The organism is Micromonospora sp. NPDC005254, from assembly GCF_042872525.1.
In the GTDB taxonomy this organism is placed as follows: Bacteria; Actinomycetota; Actinomycetes; order Mycobacteriales; family Micromonosporaceae; genus Micromonospora.
Genome location: NZ_JBIAKM010000009.1, coordinates 107855 through 132111, shown reverse-complemented (window position 1 = coordinate 132111; position 24257 = coordinate 107855). Strand labels below are relative to the sequence as shown.

18 protein-coding genes are annotated in these 24257 nt (G+C 70.8%); 12 read left to right on the top strand and 6 right to left on the bottom strand.

Going from position 1 to position 24257, the window contains the following annotated elements; genetic code table 11:
• Position 1: 1 nt before the first annotated feature.
• From ACFYPR_RS25930 to ACFYPR_RS25915, 4 genes are all read left to right on the top strand, one after another.
• Positions 2-1768, top strand: a complete 1767-nt coding sequence (locus ACFYPR_RS25930) for a hypothetical protein (protein ID WP_387262882.1) — start codon at positions 2-4, stop codon at positions 1766-1768.
• 10 nt (positions 1769-1778) lie between these two features.
• Positions 1779-2138, top strand: coding sequence for a hypothetical protein (locus ACFYPR_RS25925; RefSeq protein ID WP_387262880.1), 360 nt, complete (start codon positions 1779-1781; stop codon positions 2136-2138).
• Between the two features lie 551 nt (positions 2139-2689).
• Positions 2690-4153 (top strand): arabinofuranosidase catalytic domain-containing protein, encoded by a 1464-nt coding sequence (locus ACFYPR_RS25920; protein WP_354861082.1) that lies wholly within the window; start codon positions 2690-2692, stop codon positions 4151-4153.
• 141 nt (positions 4154-4294) lie between these two features.
• Positions 4295-4864, top strand: coding sequence for a hypothetical protein (locus tag ACFYPR_RS25915; protein WP_387181631.1), 570 nt, complete (start codon positions 4295-4297; stop codon positions 4862-4864).
• Here the strand turns inward: ACFYPR_RS25915 and ACFYPR_RS25910 are convergent.
• The gene (locus ACFYPR_RS25910; protein WP_355067997.1) at positions 4830-5648 is read right to left on the bottom strand and encodes a phosphatase PAP2 family protein; all 819 of its coding nucleotides are present in this window, start codon (positions 5646-5648) and stop codon (positions 4830-4832) included. The two genes, ACFYPR_RS25915 and ACFYPR_RS25910, sit on opposite strands and share 35 nt — an antisense overlap.
• A gap of 82 nt (positions 5649-5730) precedes the next feature.
• Positions 5731-7371: an MDR family MFS transporter gene (locus tag ACFYPR_RS25905; protein WP_355067998.1), complete on the bottom strand. Its 1641-nt coding sequence runs from the start codon at positions 7369-7371 to the stop codon at positions 5731-5733.
• A gap of 189 nt (positions 7372-7560) precedes the next feature.
• On the opposite strand from ACFYPR_RS25905, the gene ACFYPR_RS25900 reads away from it, so the two are divergent.
• Positions 7561-8178 carry a TetR/AcrR family transcriptional regulator gene (locus ACFYPR_RS25900; RefSeq protein WP_387181627.1) on the top strand — a complete coding sequence of 206 codons (618 nt, stop codon included), beginning with the start codon at positions 7561-7563 and terminating at the stop codon, positions 8176-8178.
• Between the two features lie 144 nt (positions 8179-8322).
• Here the strand turns inward: ACFYPR_RS25900 and ACFYPR_RS25895 are convergent, their stop codons facing one another.
• Positions 8323-9933 carry an arabinofuranosidase catalytic domain-containing protein gene (locus ACFYPR_RS25895; RefSeq protein ID WP_355139770.1) on the bottom strand — a complete coding sequence of 537 codons (1611 nt, stop codon included), beginning with the start codon at positions 9931-9933 and terminating at the stop codon, positions 8323-8325.
• A gap of 188 nt (positions 9934-10121) precedes the next feature.
• The gene (locus tag ACFYPR_RS25890; RefSeq protein ID WP_387262877.1) at positions 10122-11957 is read right to left on the bottom strand and encodes an RICIN domain-containing protein; all 1836 of its coding nucleotides are present in this window, start codon (positions 11955-11957) and stop codon (positions 10122-10124) included.
• Between the two features lie 300 nt (positions 11958-12257).
• Between ACFYPR_RS25890 and ACFYPR_RS25885 the strand changes: the two genes are divergently transcribed.
• The 4 genes from ACFYPR_RS25885 to ACFYPR_RS25870 are packed head-to-tail and all read left to right on the top strand — an operon-like array spanning position 12258 to position 17079.
• Positions 12258-13499, top strand: a complete 1242-nt coding sequence (locus ACFYPR_RS25885) for a sugar ABC transporter substrate-binding protein (protein WP_354856185.1) — start codon at positions 12258-12260, stop codon at positions 13497-13499.
• A gap of 18 nt (positions 13500-13517) precedes the next feature.
• Positions 13518-14489 carry a sugar ABC transporter permease gene (locus ACFYPR_RS25880; RefSeq protein WP_354856186.1) on the top strand — a complete coding sequence of 324 codons (972 nt, stop codon included), beginning with the start codon at positions 13518-13520 and terminating at the stop codon, positions 14487-14489.
• Positions 14486-15310, top strand: coding sequence for a carbohydrate ABC transporter permease (locus ACFYPR_RS25875; RefSeq protein ID WP_354856187.1), 825 nt, complete (start codon positions 14486-14488; stop codon positions 15308-15310). The genes ACFYPR_RS25880 and ACFYPR_RS25875 overlap by 4 nt, the downstream gene beginning before the upstream one ends.
• Positions 15311-15366: 56 nt before the next feature.
• Positions 15367-17079 (top strand): trehalase family glycosidase, encoded by a 1713-nt coding sequence (locus ACFYPR_RS25870; RefSeq protein ID WP_355068005.1) that lies wholly within the window; start codon positions 15367-15369, stop codon positions 17077-17079.
• Positions 17080-17129: 50 nt separating this feature from the next.
• Here the strand turns inward: ACFYPR_RS25870 and ACFYPR_RS25865 are convergent, their stop codons facing one another.
• Entirely contained in the window at positions 17130-18143 is a 1014-nt protein-coding gene (locus ACFYPR_RS25865) for a LacI family DNA-binding transcriptional regulator (RefSeq protein WP_354856189.1), read from the bottom strand.
• 248 nt (positions 18144-18391) lie between these two features.
• Here ACFYPR_RS25865 and ACFYPR_RS25860 point away from each other — a divergent pair, with 248 nt between their 5' ends.
• Positions 18392-18841 carry a hypothetical protein gene (locus ACFYPR_RS25860; protein ID WP_354856190.1) on the top strand — a complete coding sequence of 150 codons (450 nt, stop codon included), beginning with the start codon at positions 18392-18394 and terminating at the stop codon, positions 18839-18841.
• 106 nt (positions 18842-18947) lie between these two features.
• A complete protein-coding gene (locus tag ACFYPR_RS25855) occupies positions 18948-19259 on the top strand; it encodes a hypothetical protein (protein WP_387262873.1) in 312 nt (103 codons plus the stop codon).
• Between the two features lie 100 nt (positions 19260-19359).
• Here ACFYPR_RS25855 and ACFYPR_RS25850 read toward each other — a convergent pair whose 3' ends face one another.
• Positions 19360-22191 (bottom strand): glycoside hydrolase N-terminal domain-containing protein, encoded by a 2832-nt coding sequence (locus ACFYPR_RS25850; protein ID WP_387262871.1) that lies wholly within the window; start codon positions 22189-22191, stop codon positions 19360-19362.
• 458 nt (positions 22192-22649) lie between these two features.
• Between ACFYPR_RS25850 and ACFYPR_RS25845 the strand changes: the two genes are divergently transcribed.
• Positions 22650-24224 carry a glycoside hydrolase family 43 protein gene (locus ACFYPR_RS25845; protein ID WP_387262869.1) on the top strand — a complete coding sequence of 525 codons (1575 nt, stop codon included), beginning with the start codon at positions 22650-22652 and terminating at the stop codon, positions 24222-24224.
• Positions 24225-24257: the final 33 nt, after the last annotated feature.

Genomic DNA, 24257 nt, shown 5'->3' with positions numbered 1-24257 from the left:
CGTGACGGTGACCGAGGCGCCGCAGACCGACCACTTCGATTTCCCGTCGTACCAGGTGCCACCGCGGCTGTCCGACACCACCCGGCAGTTGTGTGGCGCGGCCTACCTCGACCAGAAGTACGCCGAGACGGTGATCAGAGAGGTGATCGAGGACGAGCGGCGTGCCGTCGCGCTCTCGTTCGGCTTCGACCTCAACGCGGTCGTCCGGCACTGCTTCCGGGCACAGCACCGCTACCTGGTCCGTGACAGCATCCTGTTCGGGCTGCTCGTCATCGGTCTGCTGACCTCGATCACCGCCACCGTGGGCTGGGTGGTGCTCGGGTTCACCGTGCTGCTGGCCCGGTCCCGGGAGTCGCGCCAGCTGTCCCTGCCCGTCCGCGTCCTGTTGTACGGCACGCTGATCACCATCGTGCTGTGCAGTGGCGGCCTGGCGCTCGTGCTGCCTCTGTTCACTGTGTCGAGCGGCCTCGAGTTCTTCGCCGGCTCCCTGCTGGGCACCGGCCCCGACCTCAGCGCCGACTCACTGGTCGAGGCGCTGCAGGCCAGGATGACGGCCGGCCTCTTCGGCTTCCTGGCCTGGATGCCCCTCCTGCTCGGTGTCGCCACCCTCGCCGTCCTCGTCCGGTTCGAGCGCACCACCCACCAGATCCTGACCGACGAGCTGCGCCCCGGCATCCCACCGGTCCTGCCGACCCTGCCCAACGAACGGGTGGCCCGCCGGCTCGACCTGGTGGCCCGCGCCCAGTACGGCAACATCACCGTCCAGGAACGGGACCCCTTCCTGGGCTGCGGTGCGGCCGAGCACGGCTGGTCGTACGCCATTCCGGTGCGGCCCGCGCCCGGCCGGGCCGCCGGCCGCGACGGCAGCCCGGATGCCTCGCCGATCGACCAGGCGGAGCTGGGGCCGGCGCTGACCGCGCACGTCCGGGCGGCGATCCGGCGGATGCGGGAGGATCCGCTGCCCCGCGCCGTCCGGGTGCCCGGGCTCTCCCTGGTGCCGCACATCGTCGCCGACGGGGTACGCCGGCAGGGTGACCCGCTGCTCGACCCGGTGACCGGGATGCCGCGCAGCCGCGCCTCGGAAGAGGTGATCGACGTGATCGTCCGGCATCCGCAGGGCGGCCTGCGCTACTACGACCGGATCGTGGTCAGCGGCGCCGGCAAGCCCCTGCACACCGCCGACGGACGGCTCGTGCTGCCCGAGCAGAACCTCGGCATCGACATCTCCGCGTTCGTGCACGCCGCCGTCGAGGGCGGGTTGCTCTACGTCGAGTTCGTCACCACGGTGATGCCCCCCATCGAGGCCCGGTACGCGGTGGTCGATCGGCTGCGGCCCGAGCAGTCGATGGTCCGGATCGTGCGTAACGTGCTGGCGAACATGGTGACCGACTCGGTGCTCAGCGGCTGGCACCTCATCAAGCGACTGCGGCACGATCGGGGCATGAAGACCCGGATGGACGACGCGCTCGCCGCGAGCGAGCAGTTCCGGACGCACGACTACGGCGCCCGGGTCAGTGTGCGTCAGCTCGTCGCCGAGCGGACCGCGGTCAAGCACCTGCAGCTGCTCGACGAGTGGAAGTACACCAAGCTGCTGGAGCGGGCCGTGCTGGAGGCGGTCGTGTCGTTCCTGACCGAGCGGGGCCTGGACACCGGCGATCTGGTGCAGCGCGCGTCCGAGGTCCAGAACATCTTCGGCAACGTCAACACCATCTTCGGCGGTCAGCAGGCGTTCGCCAGCTCCAATGTCACGTTCGAACAGCACACCTAGGAGGCCCTCGATGGCGGACCCGGATCAGCCGGCCCGGTCGATCGTGTTCCACAACACGATCCATGGTGGGCAACAGGCGATGGCCAGCGACAACGTCACCATGGTCCAGTACAACGGGACCAACGACCTCGCCGAGCGGTTCGAGGCGCTGCTGCGCACCCTGAAGGAGCATGTCGCCGACTTCCAGGACCCGGATCGCGCCGGCCGCGAGGTGACCGCGATCGAGGTCGCACGCGAGCAACGGCAGCCGGATCCCAAGCCGGTGCTGACGTCGTTGGAGACACTTGCCGCGTTGGCCACGGTCGGCGGCACGCTGGCGGAGGCGGTCAGGGCCGCCATCGACATCGTCTCCCAGCACTGGCCACTCTGACCGTACGGTGAGCAGAGCTGGCTGGCCCGACGGCACCAAGGGCGCCCAGGTCGGTGCGAGCGAATACCCACGGTCGTCTATGGACATGCCATCCTGTTAACGCTAACGTAGCCGACGACCGTCGATATCTGAGCGTAATCTGACCGTCACGAAGGGCCTGTCATTGCTGGTCCCGGCTGTGCGGTCGACATCGTTCGCGGCGTGGGGCGGGTGGAGCGTGGCCGGCACGGGACGGCCCGGGATCACCACCGGGCGACCCGCGCCGAGGGCCGGACGATTCCAGGCCACGGCCACTTCATCGATCACCGCCGCGTCCCCGGGCAGGACCGTCGGCGCTGACCGGCAACGGTAACGCCACGTACCGAACCGCCTGGCCCGCCGACCACGCCGTCCCCGACGGCTCACCCCGGCGCCGGACGGCCTCGGTGTCGTCGTACGCGGCCACAGACCGGGCCAGGTCCCGCCGTCCCCCTGCTCAGAGTCCGGGCCCGAGCAGGGGGAACGGGCCGGCCCCCGGCACATCGTCAATCTCTCACCGATGAGGAGAGCACGTGCGACTCAGACAACCCCGCCACCGGCGGTCGGCGCTCATCGCCGCCGCCGCCACACTCGTGCTCGTCGGCGCCGCCCTCACCCAGACCGGCGCCTCGGCGGCCGCCGCCGGATGCCAGGTCACCTACTCGGTCAGCTCCCAGTGGCAGGGCGGCTTCGGTGCCAACGTCACCATCACCAACCTGGGCGACGCCGTCAACGGATGGCGACTGACCTGGAACTTCGCCGCCGGCCAGACCGTCACCCAACTGTGGAACGGCAGCTACACCCAGGCAGGCAGCGAACTCACCGTCACCAATGCCCCCTACAACGCCAGCATTCCCACCAACGGCAGCACGAGCTTCGGCTTCAACGGCAGTTGGACCGGCAGTAACCCCGTACCGGCCTCCTTCGCCCTGAACGGCACCACCTGTACGGGAGGGGTGGACCCGACGACCCCGCCACCCACCACACCGCCACCCACCACACCGCCGCCGACCACGCCGCCACCCACCACACCGCCGCCGAGCACGACCCTGCCGTGCGACATCTACACGGCCGGTGGCACGCCCTGCGTCGCGGCGCACAGCACCACCCGTGCCCTGTACGCCTCCTACAACGGCTCGCTCTACCAGGTGCGCCGATCCTCGGACAACAGCACCCGCAACATCGGGGTGCTCAGCACCGGAGGACGGGCCAACTCCGCCACCCAGGACAGCTTCTGCGCGAACACCACGTGCGTCATCACGGTCATCTACGACCAGTCCGGGCGCGGAAACAACCTCGGCTACCAGGGCGCGGGTGGCATCGGGGGCGCCGTGCAGCCCGCGGTGGCGACCAGGGAGTCGTTGACTGTCGGCGGCAACAAGGTCTACTCGCTCTACATCAACGGCAACAGCAGCTACTGGCGCGACGGGCACCTGACCGGCATCCCGACCGGGGCCGCGCCGGAGGGCATGTACATGGTGACGAGCGGCACCCACGTCAACAGCGGCTGCTGCTTCGACTATGGCAACAGCGAGACCACCCGTCGGGCCGACGGCCGGGGCACGATGGACGCCATCTACTTCGGAACGAGTTGCTGGTTCGGCGGCTGCTCCGGCAGCGGTCCCTGGGTCCAGGCGGATCTGGAGTGGGGTCTGTTCCCGGGCGGCAGCAGCTCGTGGAACCCGAACCAGCGGGCGTTCACCAGCAAGTTCGTCACCGCTACGTTGAAGAACAACGGTACGACGCGCTTCGCCATCAAGGGCAGCAACTCCCAGTCCGGCAACCTCTACACGCTCTGGGACGGCTCGCTGCCCTCGGGCTACAACCCGATGCGGAAGCAGGGCGCCATCATCCTGGGCAGTGGTGGCGACTGCTGCATCGACAACTCCAACCAGAGCGTCGGAACCTTCTACGAGGGCGCGATGGTGGCGGGCTACCCGTCCGACGCGACCGAGAACGCGGTGCAGGCGAACATCGTCGCCGCCGGCTACCGCTGAGGTCCCGCGGCCGCCACCCCCGGCTCGCGGCGTGTGGCGGCCGCGACCAATCCACTACGCCGCGTGGCCCGGCTCGGGAAGGCTCCCGAGCCGGGGTGAGCCCGCGCGGCGACGCCAAGCGGCGGCAGGCATCATGTCGGCGTGAACTCAACCCTGGCCGCCCTGCTCGGCTCCGCGATCACCGCCTTCGCATCGCTGTTCGTGGTGTGGGTGCACGGTCGGATCAGGCGGCGGCAGCGCGAGCGGGCCGAGCTTCAGCGGGCGTACGTCCTGGTTCTGTCCGGCGCTCTACGCCTCGCCCACAAGGCCGAGGCGTTGCGGCAGACCGGGTACTGGCGGTCGGGCCTGCCGGAGGCGGGTAACGACCTGCTCGGAGGGCACAAGCCAGTGGGGCCGATGATGCTGCACGACTGGCTGGCCCGGGACATGGTCACGGTGGAGGCCGCCTGGTCGGAGATCTGGACGCGCGGGGACCAGGACGGCATCGCGCTGACCAACGGGCTGATGACCGCGTTCAACGGGGTGCTGGCCGCCGCGCTGCGGGCCAGCGGTACGGAGCCGTTCGAGTCGTCCGACGAGATGACGATCGCCAGCCGCCGCCTCGGCGAGGCACGTCGGCAGCTCGCCCTGCACGCGCGCCGGGTCGCCAAACTGGGCCCGCGGGACGTCGACCTGTTCACCGAGCGCGAGTACGGCGTACCGGTGGGCTGAGGTCTCGTTTCGTTGCCGCGGTGGCTTGGGGCTTGGAAGGAGGCTCGGGTCGCTCGGCGGGCGTGGGCAGGACCAGGTGGACGACCCCGAGCATCAGTGCCGCCACCACACCGTCGAGCCAGTAGTGGTTGCCGGTGGCCACGACGACCAGCAGGGTGACGAGCGGGTGGGCCAGCCACAGCCACCGGAGGCGCCCGCGGGTCACCGCGACGAGCGCGACGGCCACGACCAGCGCCCACCCGACGTGCAGGGACGGCATGGCGGCGTACTGGTTGCTGAGGGTGTCGGTGTCGGGTGGACCGTAGACGGTGGGCCCGAACCGGCGGCCGGTGTCCACCAGGCCCGTCAGCGCGGTCAGCCGGGGCGGCGCCAGGGGGACCAGGAGGTGCAGGGCCAGAGCCGCCGCGGTGAGACAGGCGAGCACGCGACGCGTCCACAGGTAGTGCGCCGGGTGTCGCACGTAGAGCCAGCCGAGGGTGATCACCGTGGTGGGGAAGTGCACGTACGCGTAGTAGCCGTTGGCCAGGTGCGCCACCAGGTCGTGCGCGAGCAGCGGATGCTGGACGGCAGCCTCGTCGGGCAGGTGGAACAGCCGCTCGATGTGCCAGACCGACTCGCCGTTGGCCAGCGCGGTCGACACCCGACCGGCCACCGCCATCCGCGCCACCTTGTAGAGCAGGAACAGCGTGGCGACGAGCAGCAGCTCGCGCGCCGCGCGGCGGGCCGGAGCGGCCCGCCGGCCGGGTGCCACCGGCTGCGGCACCGCCAGCTCGGCGATCTCCACAGGCGCCTCGATTCAGTCACTGTCGCCGGGTGGATCGGGCCGCCACCGTCTCCAGACGGTGGCGGCCCGCTGCGGTCGGACGTCAGCGCCGGTCGGGCGTCCCCCTCGGCGCGGGGTCGACGGAGACCTGGTCGAACGCGGGCGCCCCGTCGACCGCGTCGGCGCCGACCGCCGTCGTCGTGGCGGCGTCCGGCAGGTCGAGGCTGGTCCGCAGGGTCACCGGCCGGAGCAGGAGCGCGGCGATGACGCCGACCACCCCGATGGCGGCCGAGATGAGGAAGATGTGCCCGGTGGCGTCGCCGTACGCGGCCCGCACGATGTGCTGGATCCCGTCGGGCAGCGCGGTGATGTTGAGGTTGCTGTCGCCGCCGGCGCCGGAGGCGGGGATCCCGGCGGCGGTCAGGTCACGCGTGATCTGGTCGGTGACCCGGTGGGCGAGGACGGCGCCGAGCACCGAGACACCGATGGTGCCGCCGAGGGACCGGAAGAACGCGACGCTGGAGCTGGCCGCGCCGATGTCCTTGAGGGCCACCGTGTTCTGGACGGCGAGGACGAGGTTCTGCATGGTCATGCCGACGCCGGTGCCGACGATGAACATGGCGACGCCGACCAGGACGAGCGACGTCTCGTGGTCGATGGTGCCGAGCAGTGCGAAACCGGCGACCAGGAGGATCGAACCGGCGACGATGTACGGCTTGATCCGCCCGGTCCGGGTGATCAGCCGCCCGGCGACGATCGAGGAGCCGAGGACGCCGGCCATCATCGGGATGGTGAGCAGGCCGGCCTCCGTCGGGCTGTAGCCGCGGCCGATCTGGAAGTACTGGCCGAGGAAGACCGCGCCGCCGAACATGGCCATGCCGACCGCGAGGCTGCCGAGGATGGCCAGCGCGGTGGTGTGCTGGCGCACGATGCCGAGTGGGACCACCGGCTCGGCCGCCCGCGACTCCACCCAGACCGCGAGGGCGAGCAGGAGGAGCGCGCCGCCCACCATGACCCCGGTCTGCCAGGAGACCCACGCGAACGACCCGTCGACGAAGGAGATCCAGATCAGCAGCACGCTGACGCCGGCGGCGATCAGGGTGGCACCCAGGTAGTCGATCTTGACGTTCTCCCGCCGCAGCGTCGGCAGGTGCAGGGTCGCCTGGAGCAGGATCAGCGCGATGGCGGCGACCGGCACGCCCACGAAGAAGCACCAGCGCCAGCCCAGCCAGGACGTGTCAACGATGAGGCCGCCGAGCAGCGGGCCGCCGACGGTCGCGACCGCCATGACGCCGCCGAGGTAGCCGTTGTAGCGACCCCGCTCACGCGGCGGGATCATGGCGGCGATCGCCACCTGGACGAGGGCCTGCAGGCCGCCGACCCCGATGCCCTGGAACGCGCGGGCCGCGATGAGCTGCCCCGCGCTCTGCGAGAAGCCGGCGATGACGGAGCCCAGCAGGAAGACCACGATGGCGATCTGGATGAGGAGCTTCTTGTTGAACAGGTCAGCCAGCTTGCCCCAGATCGGGGTGGTGGCGGTCGCGGTGAGCAGGGTCGCGGTGACCACCCAGGTGTACTGGTTCTGGGAGCCGTTCAACGACCCGATGATCTTGGGAAGCGCGGTCGAGACGACCGTGCTGCTCAGCATCGCGACGAAGAGCACCAGCAGCAGACCGCTGAGCGCCTCGAGCGTCTGCCGATGGGTCATCGGCTCGGTGCCGGCCGTGGTGGTGGGTGCGCTCATCGCGCGGCCTCCAGCTTGTCGTGGTTGGCGAGGGCGACGTCGAACAGGGCTGCGCGGCGAGCGCCGTGGGTTCACGAACCCGCGCATTCGCGCACCTGAGTTGGTTGCCTCACGCAAGCATCTACCGATCTTGCCCAGTCGGCAAGTTTGCGCATTGAGAAGCCGGTCACTCCACGTACGCTGAGCGCGATGGACGAGATCACCGGTCTACGGGAGCGCAAGAAGGCGGCCACCCGCCTCGCCCTGCACGAGTCAGCCCTGCGCCTCGCGGCCGAGCAGGGCCCGGACTGCGTGACCATCGAGGCGATCGCCGACGCCGCGAACGTCTCCCGGCGGACGTTCTCGAACTACTTCTCCAGCAAGGAGGAGGCGCTCTTTTACGGCGACACGGTGCGCCTGCGCCGGCTGTTGCAGTTGGTGCACGAGCGGCCGGGCAGCGAGCCGCCGTGGACCGCGCTGAGCCGGGCGGCCGAACACGTGACCAGGGAATCATCGGATGATCGCGACCACAGCTGGCTGACCCGACGCCGGCAGCTACGCGGGCACCCCGGCCTGGCCGCGCAGCAGGTCGCGGCGTACACCGCGATCGAGCGCGAGCTGGCCGCGGAGCTTGCGCACCGGCTCACCGGCACGGCTGTGGAGCTGCGCTCCCGTCTGCTGACCGCGACGTTCCTGGCCGCCCTGCGCGTCGCCACCCAGCACTGGATCGACCACCCGGGTCGCGACCTGCTGGAGATCGTTCGCACCGCGCTCGCCGAGGTCGCTCCCCCGTCGGCCGCCGCACCGGCAGACGACTCGACGACCTGACCATCGACAGGTGTACGACCCGACACGGCGCGCGCCGGCCCGCCGCCAGCGAGCGCCACAGCGGAACGACGGCGGGCCCCGTCGCGCCGGCCACCACCGCTCTCGGCGCTGGTGGCCGGCGGACGAGGCCCGCCGTCGACGGGGTCAGCGGTAACCAGCGGTCACCACGTTGGCCTGCACCGCGTTCTCGGTCGCGTCGGACGGGTAACCGGCGACCATGGCCCCCTCGTAGAAGGTGCCGGCGCTCAGGTTCGCGCCCCCGTCGGGCTTGCAGCAGTCACCGCCACTGCCCAGGATGATCGCGCCCTGCTTCTTCATGGGGCTGTATCCCGACGGGAGCGAGCCGTCCCACAGCGTGTAGAGGCTGCCGGACTGGGCGTCGCTGCCCTTCATGGCGAAGCGGGACGTGCCGTTGTTCTTGAGCGTCGCCGTGACGAACTTGCTGGTGAACGCCCGCTGGTTCGGGTTCCACGAGCTGCTGCCACCGGGGAACAGACCCCACTCCAGGTCGGCCTGCACCCAGGGACCACTGCCGGAGCAACCGCCGAACCAGCACTGCTTGCCGAAGTTGATGGCGTCCATCGCGCCGGCGGCGTCGGCCTTGCGCGTCGTCTCGCTGTTGCCGTAGTCGAAGCAGCAGCCGCTGTTGACGTGGGTCCCGCTGGTCACCATGTACATGCCCTCGGGCGCCGCGCCGGTCGGCACGCCGGTCAGGTGCCCGTCGCGCCAGTAGCTGTTGCCAGGATTGATGTAGAGCGAGTACGCCTTGGCGCCGCCGACCGTCAGGGACTCCGAGGTCGCGGTCGCCGGCCTGCTCTGCGGCGAGCCCGGAACCACGCTGGACCCCTGGTACCAGAGGTCGTTTCCGCGCCCGGACTGGTCGAAGACGACGGTGATCACGCAGGTCGTGCCGGAGCAGAACGAGTCCTGCGTCGCCGCGTTGGCGGTGCCGCCCGTGCCGGTCAGGCCGATGTTGCGGGTGGTGTTGTCCGACGAGCGCCGGACCTGGTAGAGGTTGCCGGCGTACGTCGCGTAGAGGGCTCGCGTCGTGCTGTGGGCCGCCACGCACGGGGTGCCGCCGGAGGCGTAGATGTCGCACGGGCGCGCGCCGCTCGGCGGCGGGGTCGTGGTCGGCGGGGTGGTGGTCGGCGGGGTCGTTGTCGGCGGGGTGCTCGGCGAGGCCCACTGCTGGTTGGCGCCGCCGTTGCAGGCCCAGAGGATCAGTTTGGTGCCGTTCGCGGTGGCCGCGCCGTTGGCGTCCAGGCACAGCCCGGACTGCACACCGGTGATGGTGCCGTTGCTGTTGACGTTCCACTGCTGGTTGGTCTGGCCGTTGCAGTCCCAGATGATCGCCGCGGTGCCGTTGGTGGTGCCTCGGCCGGAGGCGTCCAGGCACTTGTTGCCGTACACCGTGAGCTGCTTGCTCGACGTCCAGGTCCAGGTCTGGCCGGCCGCGCCGTTGCAGTCCCACAGTTGGGTCTGGGTGCCGTTGGTGGTGCTGGAGTTGGGAACCTCGACGCATCGACCGGACGGGACGCCGACGATTGTGGTGCTCTGCCCGGGCGCGATGGCGGCGGCCGCCAGCGGCGCGGCGGCGGCCTCGGCGGCGGACGATCCGGCGCCGGCCGTCGCACCGACGGTGACGAGGACGAGGACGCCGGCCAGTGCGCTGGCCAGGACGGCCAGGCGTGGGAGGCGACGTCTCGGGATGGGATCGCGGGCCATGCCTGACCCGGCGGGGGACGGGGTTCGCACGAGGTGGCTCCTCGGAGTCGTGACGGCGTGGATGGCCGACGCCGCAGGTGGTGGTGGCGGGGGCAGCCGAATCGATTCGCGGCAATCGTAGGATCAATTTTCGATGAGTGTCAATGAATGCCCGCCCGGCGGGAGTCCGGCGGTGGCCGCCCGTGCCGACGGCCACCGCCTGACCTCTTCCGCGACGCCTACCGCCCCCAGACCCGCCAGGTCTGGTTCAGCGGGCTGCCCTGGCTGACCGCGTTGCAGGGCCACTGGAGGACCGTCGCGCGAGCCGCCGTGGAGACCCCGTTGACGTCGACACACTTGCCGCTGTGCCGGGCGACGAGCTGGTAGTCGTGCGAGTCGTTACCGGAGTAGGTCACCTTCCGGAGGGTGAACTGCTGGTTGAGCCCGTTCTGGCAGGTCCACTGGTCCACGGCGGCGCCGTTGGCGGTGGAGGCGCCGCTGACGTCGAGGCACTTGCCGCTCTGCTGGTTGACCACCGTGTAGGTGTCGGCCACGCCGGCGACCGGCCGGAAGTTCCAGAGCTGCTGGTCACCGCCCTCGCAGTAGAACTGCTGCTGAACGTTGCCGTCGGTGGTGCTCAGGCCGGTGTTGTCCAGGCACTGCTGGGAGTGCTGGGCCACCGCCACCGACTGGAAGCCCCCCTCGGAGGGCGGCAGCAGGGTCACCGTGTACGTGTCGTTCTGGTTGCCGTACGGCAGGTTCACTGTGGCGTTGTTGTTGGACACGGTGACGACGCTGTTCGAAACCGTGACCGGGCCCTGCACCGCACCGCCGTTGTTGTACGGGATGCGCTGCGTGAGCACCCGCACCTGGTTGTTCTGCACCACGCCACTCGTCGTGTCGAGGCGTTGCAGATTGACGGCCAGGTTCCCGGTCGTCCGACCACCACCGACCAGGACCTTCGCCACCCCGTTCGCCTTCGTGGCGTACGCGTCGTAGGACTGGCTGCCGGTCACTGACACGATCTGCCCGGCCTGGGAGGCGTAGTAGCGGTAGACCCACCACTCGCCCTTGGGCTGATGCTGGCCGGCCGAGTTGCGGACCAGCAGGTTGCCGAGGTCGTTGTGCAGGTTGCCGGCGCTGGCCCAGTTGGCCCGCAGGCCGTCCGCCCGGGCCCGCTCCAGGCGGGCGATGTACCAGGCGCCGTCGGCCGGGTTCTGCTCGTTGCTCGCCCCGTACTCGTTGATCTGGTAGGGGCGGGGATGCGGGATGCCGCGCGGGTCGAGGGTGGCGTTGGCGGCGGCGACATTGGCGACCGGGTCACCGGGCAGCGAGTGCCAGCTGATGATGTCCGGCACGGTGTTTGTCGAGCGCACGAAGTCCAGGTACTGGTTCCAGAACGCGTGGTTGGTCGACGGCACGCAGGCGCAGCTCGGCCCGACGATCAGCTGGTTGGGGAACTCCGTCCGGAGGCGCTGGTACGTGCGCCGCCAGAGTTCGAGGTACTGGGAGATCGGCCGGTTCCAGAAGATGGTGATGTTGGGTTCGTTCCAGATGTCCCACTGCACCGACAGTCCGGACGCCCGGACGTCGCTGATCACCCGGGTCAGGAAGTTGTCGTAGTCGGTCCAGTTGCCGTTGTCGCCGGGGAAGCGGGAGATGCCGGCACCGTCGGCGCCCCACAGGTCGTGCGGCAACAGGATGAACTGCCCGCCCAGGGCGACGGTCCGACGGGCCTGGGCGACTGTGGCGTTCCAGCGGCGGTCGTAGTTTCCACCGACCCAGCCGCTGCCGGGCAGTTGCGCGCCGCCGGCGCGCATGTACTGGAAGTTGACGTCGCGGTAGAAGTGGTCGGGCGGGCCACTGGCGTTCTCGGTCATGCCGTAGATCCAGCCGGACGCGCGGTAGGTCGGCGTGCCGGTGGTGGTGGAGAAGTTGACGCTGATCGACTCGTCGGCGGCCTGGGCCGGGGACGCGGCGACGGTGACGGCGGTGGTTGCGGCGAGCAGGCCGACGACGAGTCGGGCGACGAGCGCGTGGGCTCGTCCCGACCTGCTGCGGGACGGGGTTTTCACGGGCGGCTCCTTGGTGGGGCGCGGGGGACGCTCTCCGGAGGGCTGCGCTTGCGAATCGATTCGCAGGGATCGTAGGTCGGAGACTCATCCGTGTCAATGAAGTGACGATCGCGTGAAGCCGCTGTTTCCCAGCAGTGCCTCCGTGGACGCTCACCAGCCCTTGACCATCGCGCACGGGCGGTCCTATCTTCGTGCGAACCGGTTCGTCGAATCGGTTCGCCTCATGGTCGGACGTGGTCCGGCCCGCGACGGTCAACCCACGACACCCCACCTGACGATCGACTTGAAGTGAGGCAGCACATGACACGACTCAACCGACGGCGGCGCCTGGCCGCCGTTGCCGTGCTAGCGCTCGCCGCGGTGACGGCGAGCGCCTGCTCGTCGTCGTCCGGCGACTCCGACGGTGGCGGCGGCGCGTACCTCGTCTGGGACCCGTATCCGCAGTTCGCCGACGACTCCGACTGGGTCGCCCTGCTCAAGAAGTGCGGAACCTCGGCGGGCGTGACTGTCGAGCGGACCGGCTACGACACCACCGACCTCACCAACAAGGCGCTGCTCGCCGCCCAGCAGGGCAACTCGCCGGACGTGCTGATCGTCGACAACCCGGTCATCTCGACACTGGCCGAGGCCGGCGCGCTCACCACCACCGAAGAGAACAAGCTGGACGTGTCGAGCATGGCGGCGAACCTGCTCGGCGCCGGCCAGAGCGGGGGCAAGACGTACGGGGTGCCGATCGGGGCCAACACCCTCGCGCTCTACTACAACAAGGACCTGCTGACCGCCGCCGGCGTCGACCCGGCCTCGGTCAAGGACTGGACGTCACTGACCGCGGCGCTGACGAAGGTCAAGGCCAAGGGCAAGAAGGGCATCACCTTCTCCGCGATCGGCACCGAGGAGGGCAGCTTCCAGTTCCTGCCCTGGTTCTGGGGATCGGGCGCCCAGCTGACCAGCCTGGACTCGCCGCAGGCGGTGTCCGCGCTGACTCTCTGGACGGACTGGCTGGGGCAGGGCTACGCCCCGAACTCGGTCATCAACAACACCCAGACCACGAGCTGGCAGGAGTTCGCCACCGGCGACTTCGCGTTCGCCGAGAACGGCACCTGGCAGTTGGCCAACGCGGAGAAGCTCGGCTTCTCGTACGGCACCATCGCGATCCCGGCCAGCGCCGGTGGGCCGGCCCCGGCGCCGACCGGTGGCGAGTTCGTCTCGATCCCGGTCCAGAAAAAGACCGACCGGTACGCGACGTCGCAGAAGCTCGTCACCTGCCTCACCAGCGCCGACAATCTCCTCACCACCGACACCACGCTCTCCTACGTCGCGCCGGTGGCCGCCGTGCAGGACCGGCAGGCAACCGAGAACCCCAAGCTCAAGGTCTGGGTGGAGGCCGTCCGGGCGGCGAAGGGCCGCACCGGTGACAACCTCGGCACGAAGTACCCGAAGATCTCCGAACCACTGTGGACCGCCGTGCAGGCAGCCCTGAGCGGCGGGAAGTCGCCGCAGGAGGCGCTGACCGCCGCGCAGGCCTCGGCCACGAGCAAGTAAGCGCGCCGAACCGACACGATGACCCCCACGACGCGGATTTCCACCATCACGCGAGGCCACGGTGGGGCGGTTGAGGCCGCCCCACCCGGGCCCCCCGCGCCTCGAAGCCGCCGGCCCGGACGTTGGCTGGCGTGGGGCTTCCTGGCGCCGACGGTCGTCTACCTGCTGGCCTTCTACGCCTACCCGCTCTACCGCAACGTCGAGCTGAGCCTGCGCGAGTACACCGTCCGCTCGTTCGTGCAGGGCGGCGCACCCTTCGCCGGCCTGGACAACTACCGCACCGTCCTGGCCGACCCGGCGTTCTGGCCGACGTTGGCGCACACAGTGGTCTTCACCGGCGCGTCGCTCGTCTTCCAGTTCAGCATCGGCATGGCCCTGGCCCTCTTCTTCCGCCAGAACTTCCCGCTGTCGGGCACCCTGCGGGCGCTGATCCTCGTACCGTGGCTGCTGCCGCTGATCGTGTCGGCCTCGACCTGGTCGTGGCTGCTCAACAGCGACTCGGGCCTGGTCAACGCCGCGCTGGGCGTCGTCGGGATCGACCCGGTCAACTGGCTCACCTCGCCGACCTGGTCGCTCACCTCGGTGATCATCGCGAACGTCTGGATCGGCATTCCGTTCAACCTGGTGGTGCTCTACAGCGGCCTTGCAGCGATCCCGGTCGAGGTGTACGAGGCGTCCGCGCTCGACGGCGCGACCGGTTGGCAACGGTTCTGGTCGATCACGTTCCCGCTGTTGCGCCCGGTCTCCGCGATCACGCTGCTGCTGGGGCTGATCTACACGCTGAAGGTCTTCGACATCATCTGGATCATGACCAGGGGCGGCCCGACCGGTTCCTCCGCCACGCTCGCCACCTGGTCGTACCGCCTCGGCTTCGGCAACCTGCTGCCCGAGTTCGGTCCGGGCGCGGCCGTCGGCAACCTGCTCATCGTGATGGCCCTGATCGCCGGGCTCGTCTACATCCGGTCCCAGCGGAGGCAGCACCTACGATGACCACGTCACCGCGTCGTGTCTGGTGGAAGACCGGAGTCGGTCTGGTGCTGACCGGGCTGATGCTCTTCCCCGTCTACTGGATGATCAATGTGTCGTTCACCCGGGACCAGGACATGCGGGCCAGTCCGCCGCACCTGTTCCCGACCGACGGCACGCTGGACGGCTACCGGGCCGTCCTCGACCAGCAACTGCCGTACCTCGGCACCAGTTTCCTCGTCGGGCTCGGCACGGTGGCGCTGACCGTGGCGCTCGCCGCCCCCGCCGGGTACGCGCTGGCGAAGCTGCGGCCACCCGGCGGCCCGGCGCTGAGCTTCCTGCTGCTGATCGCCCAGATGATCCCGGGCATCATCATGGCGATGGGCTTCTACGCCATCTACCTCACCCTCGGCGTCCTCAACACGCTGCCGGGCCTGATCCTGGCCGACACGACACTCGCGGTGCCGTTCGCCGTACTGATCTTCACGGCCTTCATGTCCGGCATCCCCGACGAGCTGCTCCAGGCCGCCGTGGTCGACGGCGCGGGACGGCTGCGTACCTTCTGGTCGATCGTGCTGCCGGTCAGCCGGAACTCGATCGTCACGGTGTCGCTCTTCGCGTTCCTGTGGTCCTGGTCGGACTTCATCTTCGCCTCGACCCTGGCCGGCGGTGGCGACCACCAGCCGATCACCCTCGGCATCTACCACTACATCGGCAACAACAACCAGCAGTGGAACGCCATCATGGCCACCGCCGTCGTCGCCTCGATCCCCGCCGCCGTGCTGCTGATCCTGGCGCAGCGGTACGTCTCGATGGGCGTGACCGCCGGCGCCGTCAAGGATTGACCATCCGCGGCGGTCGAGGACTGACCACCCGCACCACAGAAAGGCACCCGCCACCCATGACCGTCGCCCCGTCCGGTCCGGAGTTCGCCATCCAGGACATCCCGTTCAGCTACCGCGGATCCTGGTTCAACATCTCCCCGGTGGTAGCCGAGAAGACGTACGCCGACGACCTGCACCTGGTGTCGCACCAGACCGGGCTGCACCCGGTGCTGCGCCTCTCCCCCACGGCCGCGGGCACCACGGTCGTGGCCACGCCCGCGCTGCTGACCTGGCGTGCCGGTCCCGGTCGGATCGAGGCCGCCTACGACGCACCCGACACCCTGCGGATCCGGGGCCGGCACCTCGGCCTGCGGATCGCCGCGGCCGCGGGCACCCTCACCCCGTTCAGCGGCACCTACCTCTACCTCGACCCGGTCGACGGCTCACACGTCTTCACCTCGTACGAGACCGGGCGCCGCTACCGGGTCACGGTGCTCTCCGGCGCGCTGCGTCGCGCCGACGGCGTCGAGGCGCTCGGCACCGCCGACCGCTGCCTGGACCTCCCCGGCGACCAACCCTGGGAGATCGCCATCGAGGAGTACGCCACCGCCCGCCGGCCGTACGCCGCCGCCGTCCCCTTCGACCGGGTGTGCCGCGACCGCAGCGCCGAGTTCGCCGCGTTCGTCGACGCCGTCGCGCCGTGGCGCGGCGCGGACACCCCGGCCGCCGAACTGGCCGCGTACGTGCTGTGGTCCGCCACCGTCGCCCCGGCGGGCTTCGTCACCCGGCCCGCCGTCCTGATGTCCAAGCACTGGATGGACAAGGTGTGGAGCTGGGACCACTGCTTCAACGCGATCGCGCTCGCGGCCGGTGAGCCGGAGCTGGCCTGGCACCAGTTCCACCTGCCCTTCGACCACCAGGACGGCGCGGGTGCCCTGCCCGATTCGGTCACCCACTCGGAGGTGCTGCACAACTACGTCAAGCCCCCCATCCACGGCTGGGCCCTGCGTCACCTGCGCCGACGCCTCCCCCAGTCACCGGACCGGGCGGCGCTCGCGCAGACGTACGACCGGCTGGCCCGCTGGACCGGGTTCTGGCTCGACGCGCGCCGCGCGCCCGGCCACGACCTGCCGCATTACCAGCACGGCAACGACAGCGGCTGGGACAACGCCACCACGTTCGACGAGGGCCGGGTCGTGCAGACCGCCGACCTGGCCGCGTTCCTGGTCTCCCAGTTGCGGTGCTTGGCCGACCTCGCCACCGAGCTGGGCGAACCTGCCGACCGGTGGTCCCGGGAGGCCGACCGGATCCGGACGGCCATGATCGGGCAGCTGTGGGACGGCGAGCGCTTCACCGCCCGCAGCCCGCACACCGGGCAGCGGCGGACAAGCCGCAGCCTGCTCGACCTGATGCCGGTCGCTCTCGGCGCCGACCTGCCCGCCCCGATCGCCGACGCGCTGGCCCGGGGCGTCGAGACCCACCTCACCACGCACGGGCTGGCCACCGAACCGACGGACTCGGCCCACTACCTCGCCGACGGCTACTGGCGGGGCCCGATCTGGGCGCCCTCCACCGTGCTGGTCGAGGACGGTCTGCGGCGGGCCGGGCACACCGCGATCGCCGACGACATCAGCCAGCGCTTCCTCGCGCTGTGTGAGAAGTCCGGTTTCGCGGAGAACTTCGACGCCGAGACCGGCGCCGGGCTGCGGGATCGCGCGTACACCTGGACGGCCAGCAGCTACCTCATCCTCGCGGCCGCCCAGGAGGAACGCCGAGCCGCGCGGCGGTAGCCGGCCAGCGGGGTCCCGCCGATGGGCGGGGCCCGCGCGCCGGTGGAGGGTCAGTGGGTCCGGACCGGGCCGGTGCTGGACCGCAACGAGATGGGCGGGCTGTAGAGGCGGTGCCGCGGCACGCTGCCGGGGGCCGCGATGATCTCCAGCAGCAGCGACACCGCCTCGGCGCCCATGTCCCGCATGGGCACGTCCGCCGCGGTCAGCGGCGGGCGGAAGTCCTCCGCCCAGTGCTGGGCGGCGACCCCGGTGACGGAGAAGTCGGCCGGCACGGACAGCCCGGCGCTGGTCAGCGCACGCTGCATCCCGGGCAGCGCCGCCTCGTTGATGGTGGCCACCGCCGTGACGTCCGGATGCGTCCCGAGCAACTGCTCCACGCACGCCTCACCGGAGGCCGTGTCGTCGCCGCAGCAGACGTCCACGCCGACCAGACCTCGTTCCGCCACCGCCGCCTGGAAACCGGCCAGCGCGCGATGGCTGGGCCCGTAACCCGCCGCCACCAGCTCGGCGGAGCGGTTGACCAGCGCCACGTGCCGATGCCCCAGATCGGCCAGGTGGTGCACGCAGCGCGCGATCAGCCCGGCGTAGTCGATGTCGACCCAGCTCATGCCGTGCGCTTCGGCCGTCCGACCGATCGTGACGAACGGCAGACCCGTTCTGGCCAGCCGCGTGACCCGGTCGTCCTCCAACCGGATCTCCATGAGGACCACGCCGTCCACCCGACGGCCGGTGACGATCCGCTCGAACGACCGGTCGTGGTCGCCGCCGGACGGGGACAGCAGCACATCCAGGTCGTGGCGGGCGGCGGCCTCGACGACGCTGGCCACGAAGCCCAACTGCATGTCGGTCAACCGCTGGCTCGCCGGTGGGATCACCAGCCCGAGGGTGCGGGTACGCCCCTCCTTCAGGGCGCGGGCGCTGGCGTTCGGCCGGTAGTCCAGCTCGTCGATGACCGCCTGGATCCGCTGCCGGGTCGCCTCCGAGACGGTCCGCTTGCCGCTCAGCACGTACGACACGGTGCTGCGGGACACCCCCGCCCGCCGGGCGATCTCCCCGATGTTCATACGCCGCCCTCGAATCGATTCCTGCCCCGACGGGGACGCGCCCAGCTCCGGTTCCGAGCATAAGCGCTCCGCACCGGCACCCGGATGCCCCGCCCGGCCCGTTCGGCCCGCCGGACCGGGTCGGCCCGCCCGTCCGCCGTCCTCGACCCGGTCAGGAATCAAGAAGCGCCGCCTCGGCGCCCCGGCCTAGCCTTTTCCCAGGTAGCCGGCACCACGCCGGGCCGGAAAACATCGAGAGGGAGCCCGACATGTCCGCGAAGACCTCCACGACCGAGTCCGACGGCTTCAGCGCCGAGGAGCGCGCCGCGATGAAGGAGCGTGCGGCCGAGCTGCGCGCCGAGGGTAAGAAGGGCGCCAAGAGGGCCGACGGGTTGCAGGCGGTCCTCGACCGGATCGCGCAGATGGCGCCCGACGATCGCGCGCTCGCCGAGCGCGTGCACGTGGCGGTGACCGCCGCCGCCCCCGAACTGACGCCGAAGACCTGGTACGGGATGCCCGCCTACGCGAACGCGGCCGACAAGATCGTCGTCTTCTTCCAGGACTCCGGCAAGTTCAACTACCGCTACTCGACCCTGGGCTTCCAGGACACGGCCAACCTCGACGACGGAGATATCTGGCCGGTGGCGTACGCCCTGCGGACGTGGAGCCCCGAGGTGGAGAAGAGGGTCATCGAGCTGGTACGCGCGGCGGTCTCCTGAGCACCGCCGCGATCGGGTGGCTCGCGGTCGGCGGACCGGGTCCCGTCCGCACGCCCGCCGGCCCGCGGTGACGCTGGTGCTTGCGCCCACCGGCGATGATCGGTCCGTGTCGCTCTGGGAGGTCGTCTCGCGCATCGGCGTACCGCTGATCGCCGTCGTCGGCGCCGCGTTCGTCGTGGCTGGCGCCTTCGCCGACCCGCCCGACTCCTTCTCCTGGCCACGCGGCTGGCAGTGGGCGTGGGTGGGGCTGTGGCTCATGGCCGCCGGCGAAGCGGCGTTCGGCACCGACCGCCCGTGGTTCGAGCGTGCGTGGAAGGGCACCGCGGCGCTGCTCGTCGCCGTGGCATGCGCGGTCGCCGTGTGGCGTCATTATCGGTGGCGAAGGCAGGCGAGGCCCACGGGCGAGCGAGGGCGGTAGCCGACGGTCCGGGACGACGCGACGCGCACGCCGGCCGCCCCAGCCCGCCACCGGCACCGGGCCGACGGCGGGCTGAAGCGCAGGCGCAGGACGCGCCGGGTCAGGTCGTCGTGCAGGTGAGGTCGGTCGGCGGGTTGTTGACGCCGGTCGCGGAGGCGATGAAGCCGAACGTCGTCGAGCCGCCCGCCGGCAGCGACCCGTTGTAGTCGACGTTCGTCACCCGCACGTTCGCGCCGCTCTGCGTGTGGGCGCCGCTCCAGATCTGGCTGATCACCTGCCCGTTGGGGAACGTCCAGGAGACGGTCCAGCCACGGATCGGGGCCGCGCCGGCGGTCACGGTGACCTCGCCCTGGAAGCCGCCCGACCACGAACTCGTCACCGTGTACGTGGCCCGCGCACCGGACGGCGACGGCGTGCTCGTCACGGTCGGCGTCGGCGTCGGCGTCGGGCTCAGGGTCGGAGTGACGGTGGGCGTGGGCGTGCTGCTCAGCGTCGGCGACGGTGTCACACCGGGCCGCGCGGCGCGGTAGGTGTGCCCGGCGCGGACGGCGAATTGGACGACATCCGTCTCCGGCCGGGTGGTGGTGGGCGTGCTGCCGTCGGTGACGTCGTCGAGGGTGAAGGAACCGGTGAAGAGCCGGCCCCGGAGTCGTACGGTGCCGTCACGGTCGGCGCGGACGCTGATCTCGTCGGCCTGCCCGCTGGTCCAGGCCACGCCGACGGTGTATCCGCCGCGAGCGCGTAGCCCCGCGACCTGGCCGGTGGGCCAGGCGCTCGGCAGCGCCGGCAGCAGGTGCAGCTCGCCGGTGTGGCTGTGCAGCACCATCTCGGCGATGCCGGAGGTCGCACCGAAGTTGCCGTCGATCTGGAACGGTGGGTGCAGGTCGAACATGTTCGGCGCGAGCCGGTCGGTCCGCACGAGGTCCTTCAGGAGCTTGTGGGCGCGGGCGCCGTCCTCCAGCCGAGCCCAGTAATTGATCTTCCAGGCGAGGGACCAGCCGGTGCCGTCGTCACCGCGCAGCTCCAGCGTCCGGCGCGCGGCCTCGTAGAGCTGCGGGGTGCCGCGCCGGGTGATCTGGTTGCTGGGATGCAGGCCGTACAGGTGCGAGACGTGCCGGTGGTTCCGCTCGGTCTCGACCCAGTCGGCGAGCCACTCCTGGACGTTGCCGCGCGAGCCGACCTTCGTGGGCGCCAGCCGGTCCCGGGCCGTGCGCACCTGGGAGCGGAACGTCGTGTCGACGCCCAGCACCTCGCTGGCGCGGGCGACCGCGTCGAACAGGTCCCGCAGGATCTGGTTGTCCATGGTGGGGCCCGCGCAGACACTGGCGTTCGAGTGGTGCGGCAGCTCGGGCGAGTTCGACGGGTTCGTGACCAGGTAGCCGAGCGTCGGGTGGGCCACCAGGGTGTCGAGGAAGAACTGGGCGGCGCCCTTGAGGGCCGGGTAGTTGGCCGACAGGAAGCCGGTGTCGCCGGTGAACAGGTAGTGCTCCCAGATGAGGGTGGACAGCCAGGCCCCGCCGGTCTGCCACATGCCCCACAGCGCCCCGTCGACGACCGAGGCGCCGCGCCACCCGTCGGTGTTGTGGTGGGTGACCCAGCCGCCGGCGCCGTACTGCGCCTGGGCGACGCGCGCACCGGTCACCGTGAGGTCCTTGATCATGTCGAAGACCGGCAGGAAGCACTCGGCCAGGTTCGTCGTGTCGGCGGGCCAGTAGTTCATCGGCAGGTTGGCGTTGATGGTGTACTTCGAGTCCCAGGGCGGCGTCATGGAGTCGTTCCAGATGCCCTGGAGGTTCGCCGGCTGGGTGCCCGGCCGCGACGAGGAGATCAGCAGGTAGCGGCCGTACTGGAACAGCAGGGCGGAGAACTGCGGGTCGTTGGTGCTCGCGTGCTGGGCGATCCGCACGTCGGTCGGCTGATCGGCGGCGGCCGTACGACCCAGGTCGATGGTCACCCGGTTGAACAGGGCCTGGTAGTCGGCGAGATGGCGACCGCGCAGCTGGTCGACGCCCACGCCACGGGCGGCGGCGAGGCGGCTGCGCGCGATGCCCTGGTAGTCGCCGTTGACCGTGCGGTAGTTGACATAGCTCGAACCGATCGAGATCAGGACGGTCACGCTCGTGGCGCCGGAGACGCGCAGGGTGCCCCCGGAGCTGCTGACCGTGCCGCCGGTCGCGACGGCCTGGGCCAGGGCGAGGAAGCGCACCGACCCGTTGACGCCCTCCATGGCGCCGGAGATGCCGTCGACGGCGATCGTGGTGGCGTCGGGGCTCGACATCGTCGTCCGCTGCGGGCTGTCGAAGGTGGCGTTGAACGTGATCGAGTTGGCGCGGTCGGCGGTCAGCCGGAGCACGATCACCGCATCGGGTGCGCTGGCGAACACCTCACGCTGGTACCGGACACCGTTCAGCACGTACGTCGTGGTGACGGTGGCGGTGGTGAGGTCGAGCGTCCGGTTGTACTGCGACGCCCCGCTGGCGGAACCGAAGGCGAGTCGGAGGTTGCCCACCGGCTGGTAGGCGAGCTGGCCGCCCGGGGTTCCCATCATCGTCTGGTTGATGAGGTCCTGCGCCTGGGTCCACTGGTCCGCGAAGACCCGCCGCCGGATCTCGGCCAGGTTGGCCGCCCCCCGGGTGTTGGCGGAGTCGTACGGGCCGCCGGCCCAGATGGTGTCCTCGTTGAGCTGGAGTCGTTCGGTGTCGACGTTGCCGAACACCATCGCGCCCAGCCGGCCGTTGCCGATCGGCAGCGCCCGTAGCCAGTCGGTGCCCGCGGGTCCGTCGTACCAGAGGGCCAGGTCGCCGGCGGCGAGCACCTGCGGCGGCGCCACCGAGCCGGCGCGGGCGACGGCGGACCACGCGACTGGCAGCAGCGCGGCTCCGGCGCCCGCCGCACCGGCCCTGAGCACGTTCCTTCGTGTCACTTCAGGCATGGTCTCTCCAATCAGCGCAGTTCAGAGGCGCAGGAGGGGGAAGGACGGCGCCCGTGCCGGGCCACCGCCGAGGAAGTCGAATGTCGTGGACATGCCCACGGCCAGCGCGCCGTTCGAGGTCTCGTGCGAGACGTGTGGTGGGGCACCCTGGTGTTAGCGTTAACAGGTGCCGCCCGTTCGCACCCTGCAGCAACGTTCACAGCCGGGACCGACGCGCCGAGCTCCCGACAGCGCGTCACCTCTCCCTCAATAGACCTTCGTAGATGGCAGTGCCGCTCGTCAAGAGGTGTTGGCCATGTTTCCCGCCAGCGTCCCGCCGGGGTCGCTGGCCGGCCGCCCCGCCCCGACGCTCGGACCGGGTTGCCATCCCGACGCCATCTTCGTAGCATCCAGGGCAGACGATGTTATCGCGAACATTTGGTGGCATCAGGGTATGCACCCCGCAGGAGGTGGCGCCAGTGTCCGCAGGCACGCCGGCCGTCTCGGGCTACCACAACCCGGTCGTCCCCGGCTTCTACCCCGATCCGAGTGTCTGCCGGGTCGGCGAGGACTACTACCTGGCCTGCTCCAGCTTCGAGTACTTCCCCGGGGTACCGCTCCTGCACAGTCGGGACCTGGTGAACTGGCGACAGATCGGCAACGTCCTCGACCGTCCCAGCCAGCTGGAGATCCCGCCGGGCGCCGACGCGTCCCGAGGCATCTTCGCGCCGACCATCCGCCACCACGACGGCCGGTTCTGGGTGATCACCACCAACGTCAGCCTGGGCCGACACCTCATCGTCACCGCGGAGGATCCCACCGGCCCGTGGTCCGAGCCGGTCTACCTCGACCTCCCCCACGTCGACCCGTCCCTGGCCTGGGACGACGACGGCACCTGCTGGCTGACGACCTCCGGAGTGGACGCCTACCGGATCGACCCGGACAAGGGGCAGGTGCTGGAGGGGCCGATTCCGCTCTGGTCGGGCACCGGCGGCCAGTACCCGGAGGCGCCGCACCTCTACCGGATCGGCGACTGGTGGTACCTGCTGCTCTCCGAGGGCGGCACGCACACCGGCCACGCCGTCTCGGTCGCCCGCTCACGCAGCCCACGGGGGCCCTTCGAGCCCGCGCCGACCAACCCCATCCTCACGCACCGCAGCACCAACCTGCCCGTACAGGCCGCCGGGCACGCGGATCTGGTGCAGGCCGCGGACGGCAGCTGGTGGATGGTCCTTCTCGGCATCCGGGCGAAGGGCCAGTGGCCGCCCTTCCACGTGCTCGGACGCGAGACGTTCCTGGTACCGGTTCGCTGGGACGGCGGGTGGCCCGTCGTGGACGTCGTCCGGGAGGTCGCCGCCGCACCCGCCGGCAGCGCACCGGCCCTCGCGGCCCCGCCCGGCCCGGTCACCTACCACGACGACTTCGACGCGACCGCCCTCGCGCCCGGCTGGATCTCGCCCCGCTCCCGCCCCGACGCGGCCTGGTCGCTGACCGAGCGGCCCGGATGGCTCACCCTGCACGCCACCGGTACGACGCTGGACCGCGCCGGCGCGACGATCGTGGCGACGCGCCAGCGCCACCATGACTGCCGTGCCGGCACCCGGGTGGATCCGGGCAGCGGCACGGCCGGGCTCACCATCCGAATCGACGAGGCGCACCACTACGACCTGGAGGTCCGCGCCGGCAGCGTCCGCGTCGTCGGCCGGGTCGGGCCGTTCCGGCAGGTCTTCGCGTCCCTCGACGTACCCGCTGGCCCGCTGGTCCTGACGATCGCCACCCGGACCGACGACCTCTACCCGCCGACCGTGACCTCCGCGGCGGACCTGGCGGCCGCGGACGAACCCTTCGGTGTACGCCCCGCCACCTCCGACATGATCTCGTTCGAGGTGGAGACCTCCGGGGGCCGCGTCCTGCTGGCCGAGCTCGACGGGCGCTACCTGTCCACCGAGGTCGCCGGCGGCTTCACCGGCCGGGTCATCGGCATGTACGTGACCGAGGACAGCGCCGCCTTCGACTGGTTCGACTACCGCCCGGCAGCGCGGCCGATCGACTGAGCGCGGACCGGCTCGCCATCGACGGATCACCGT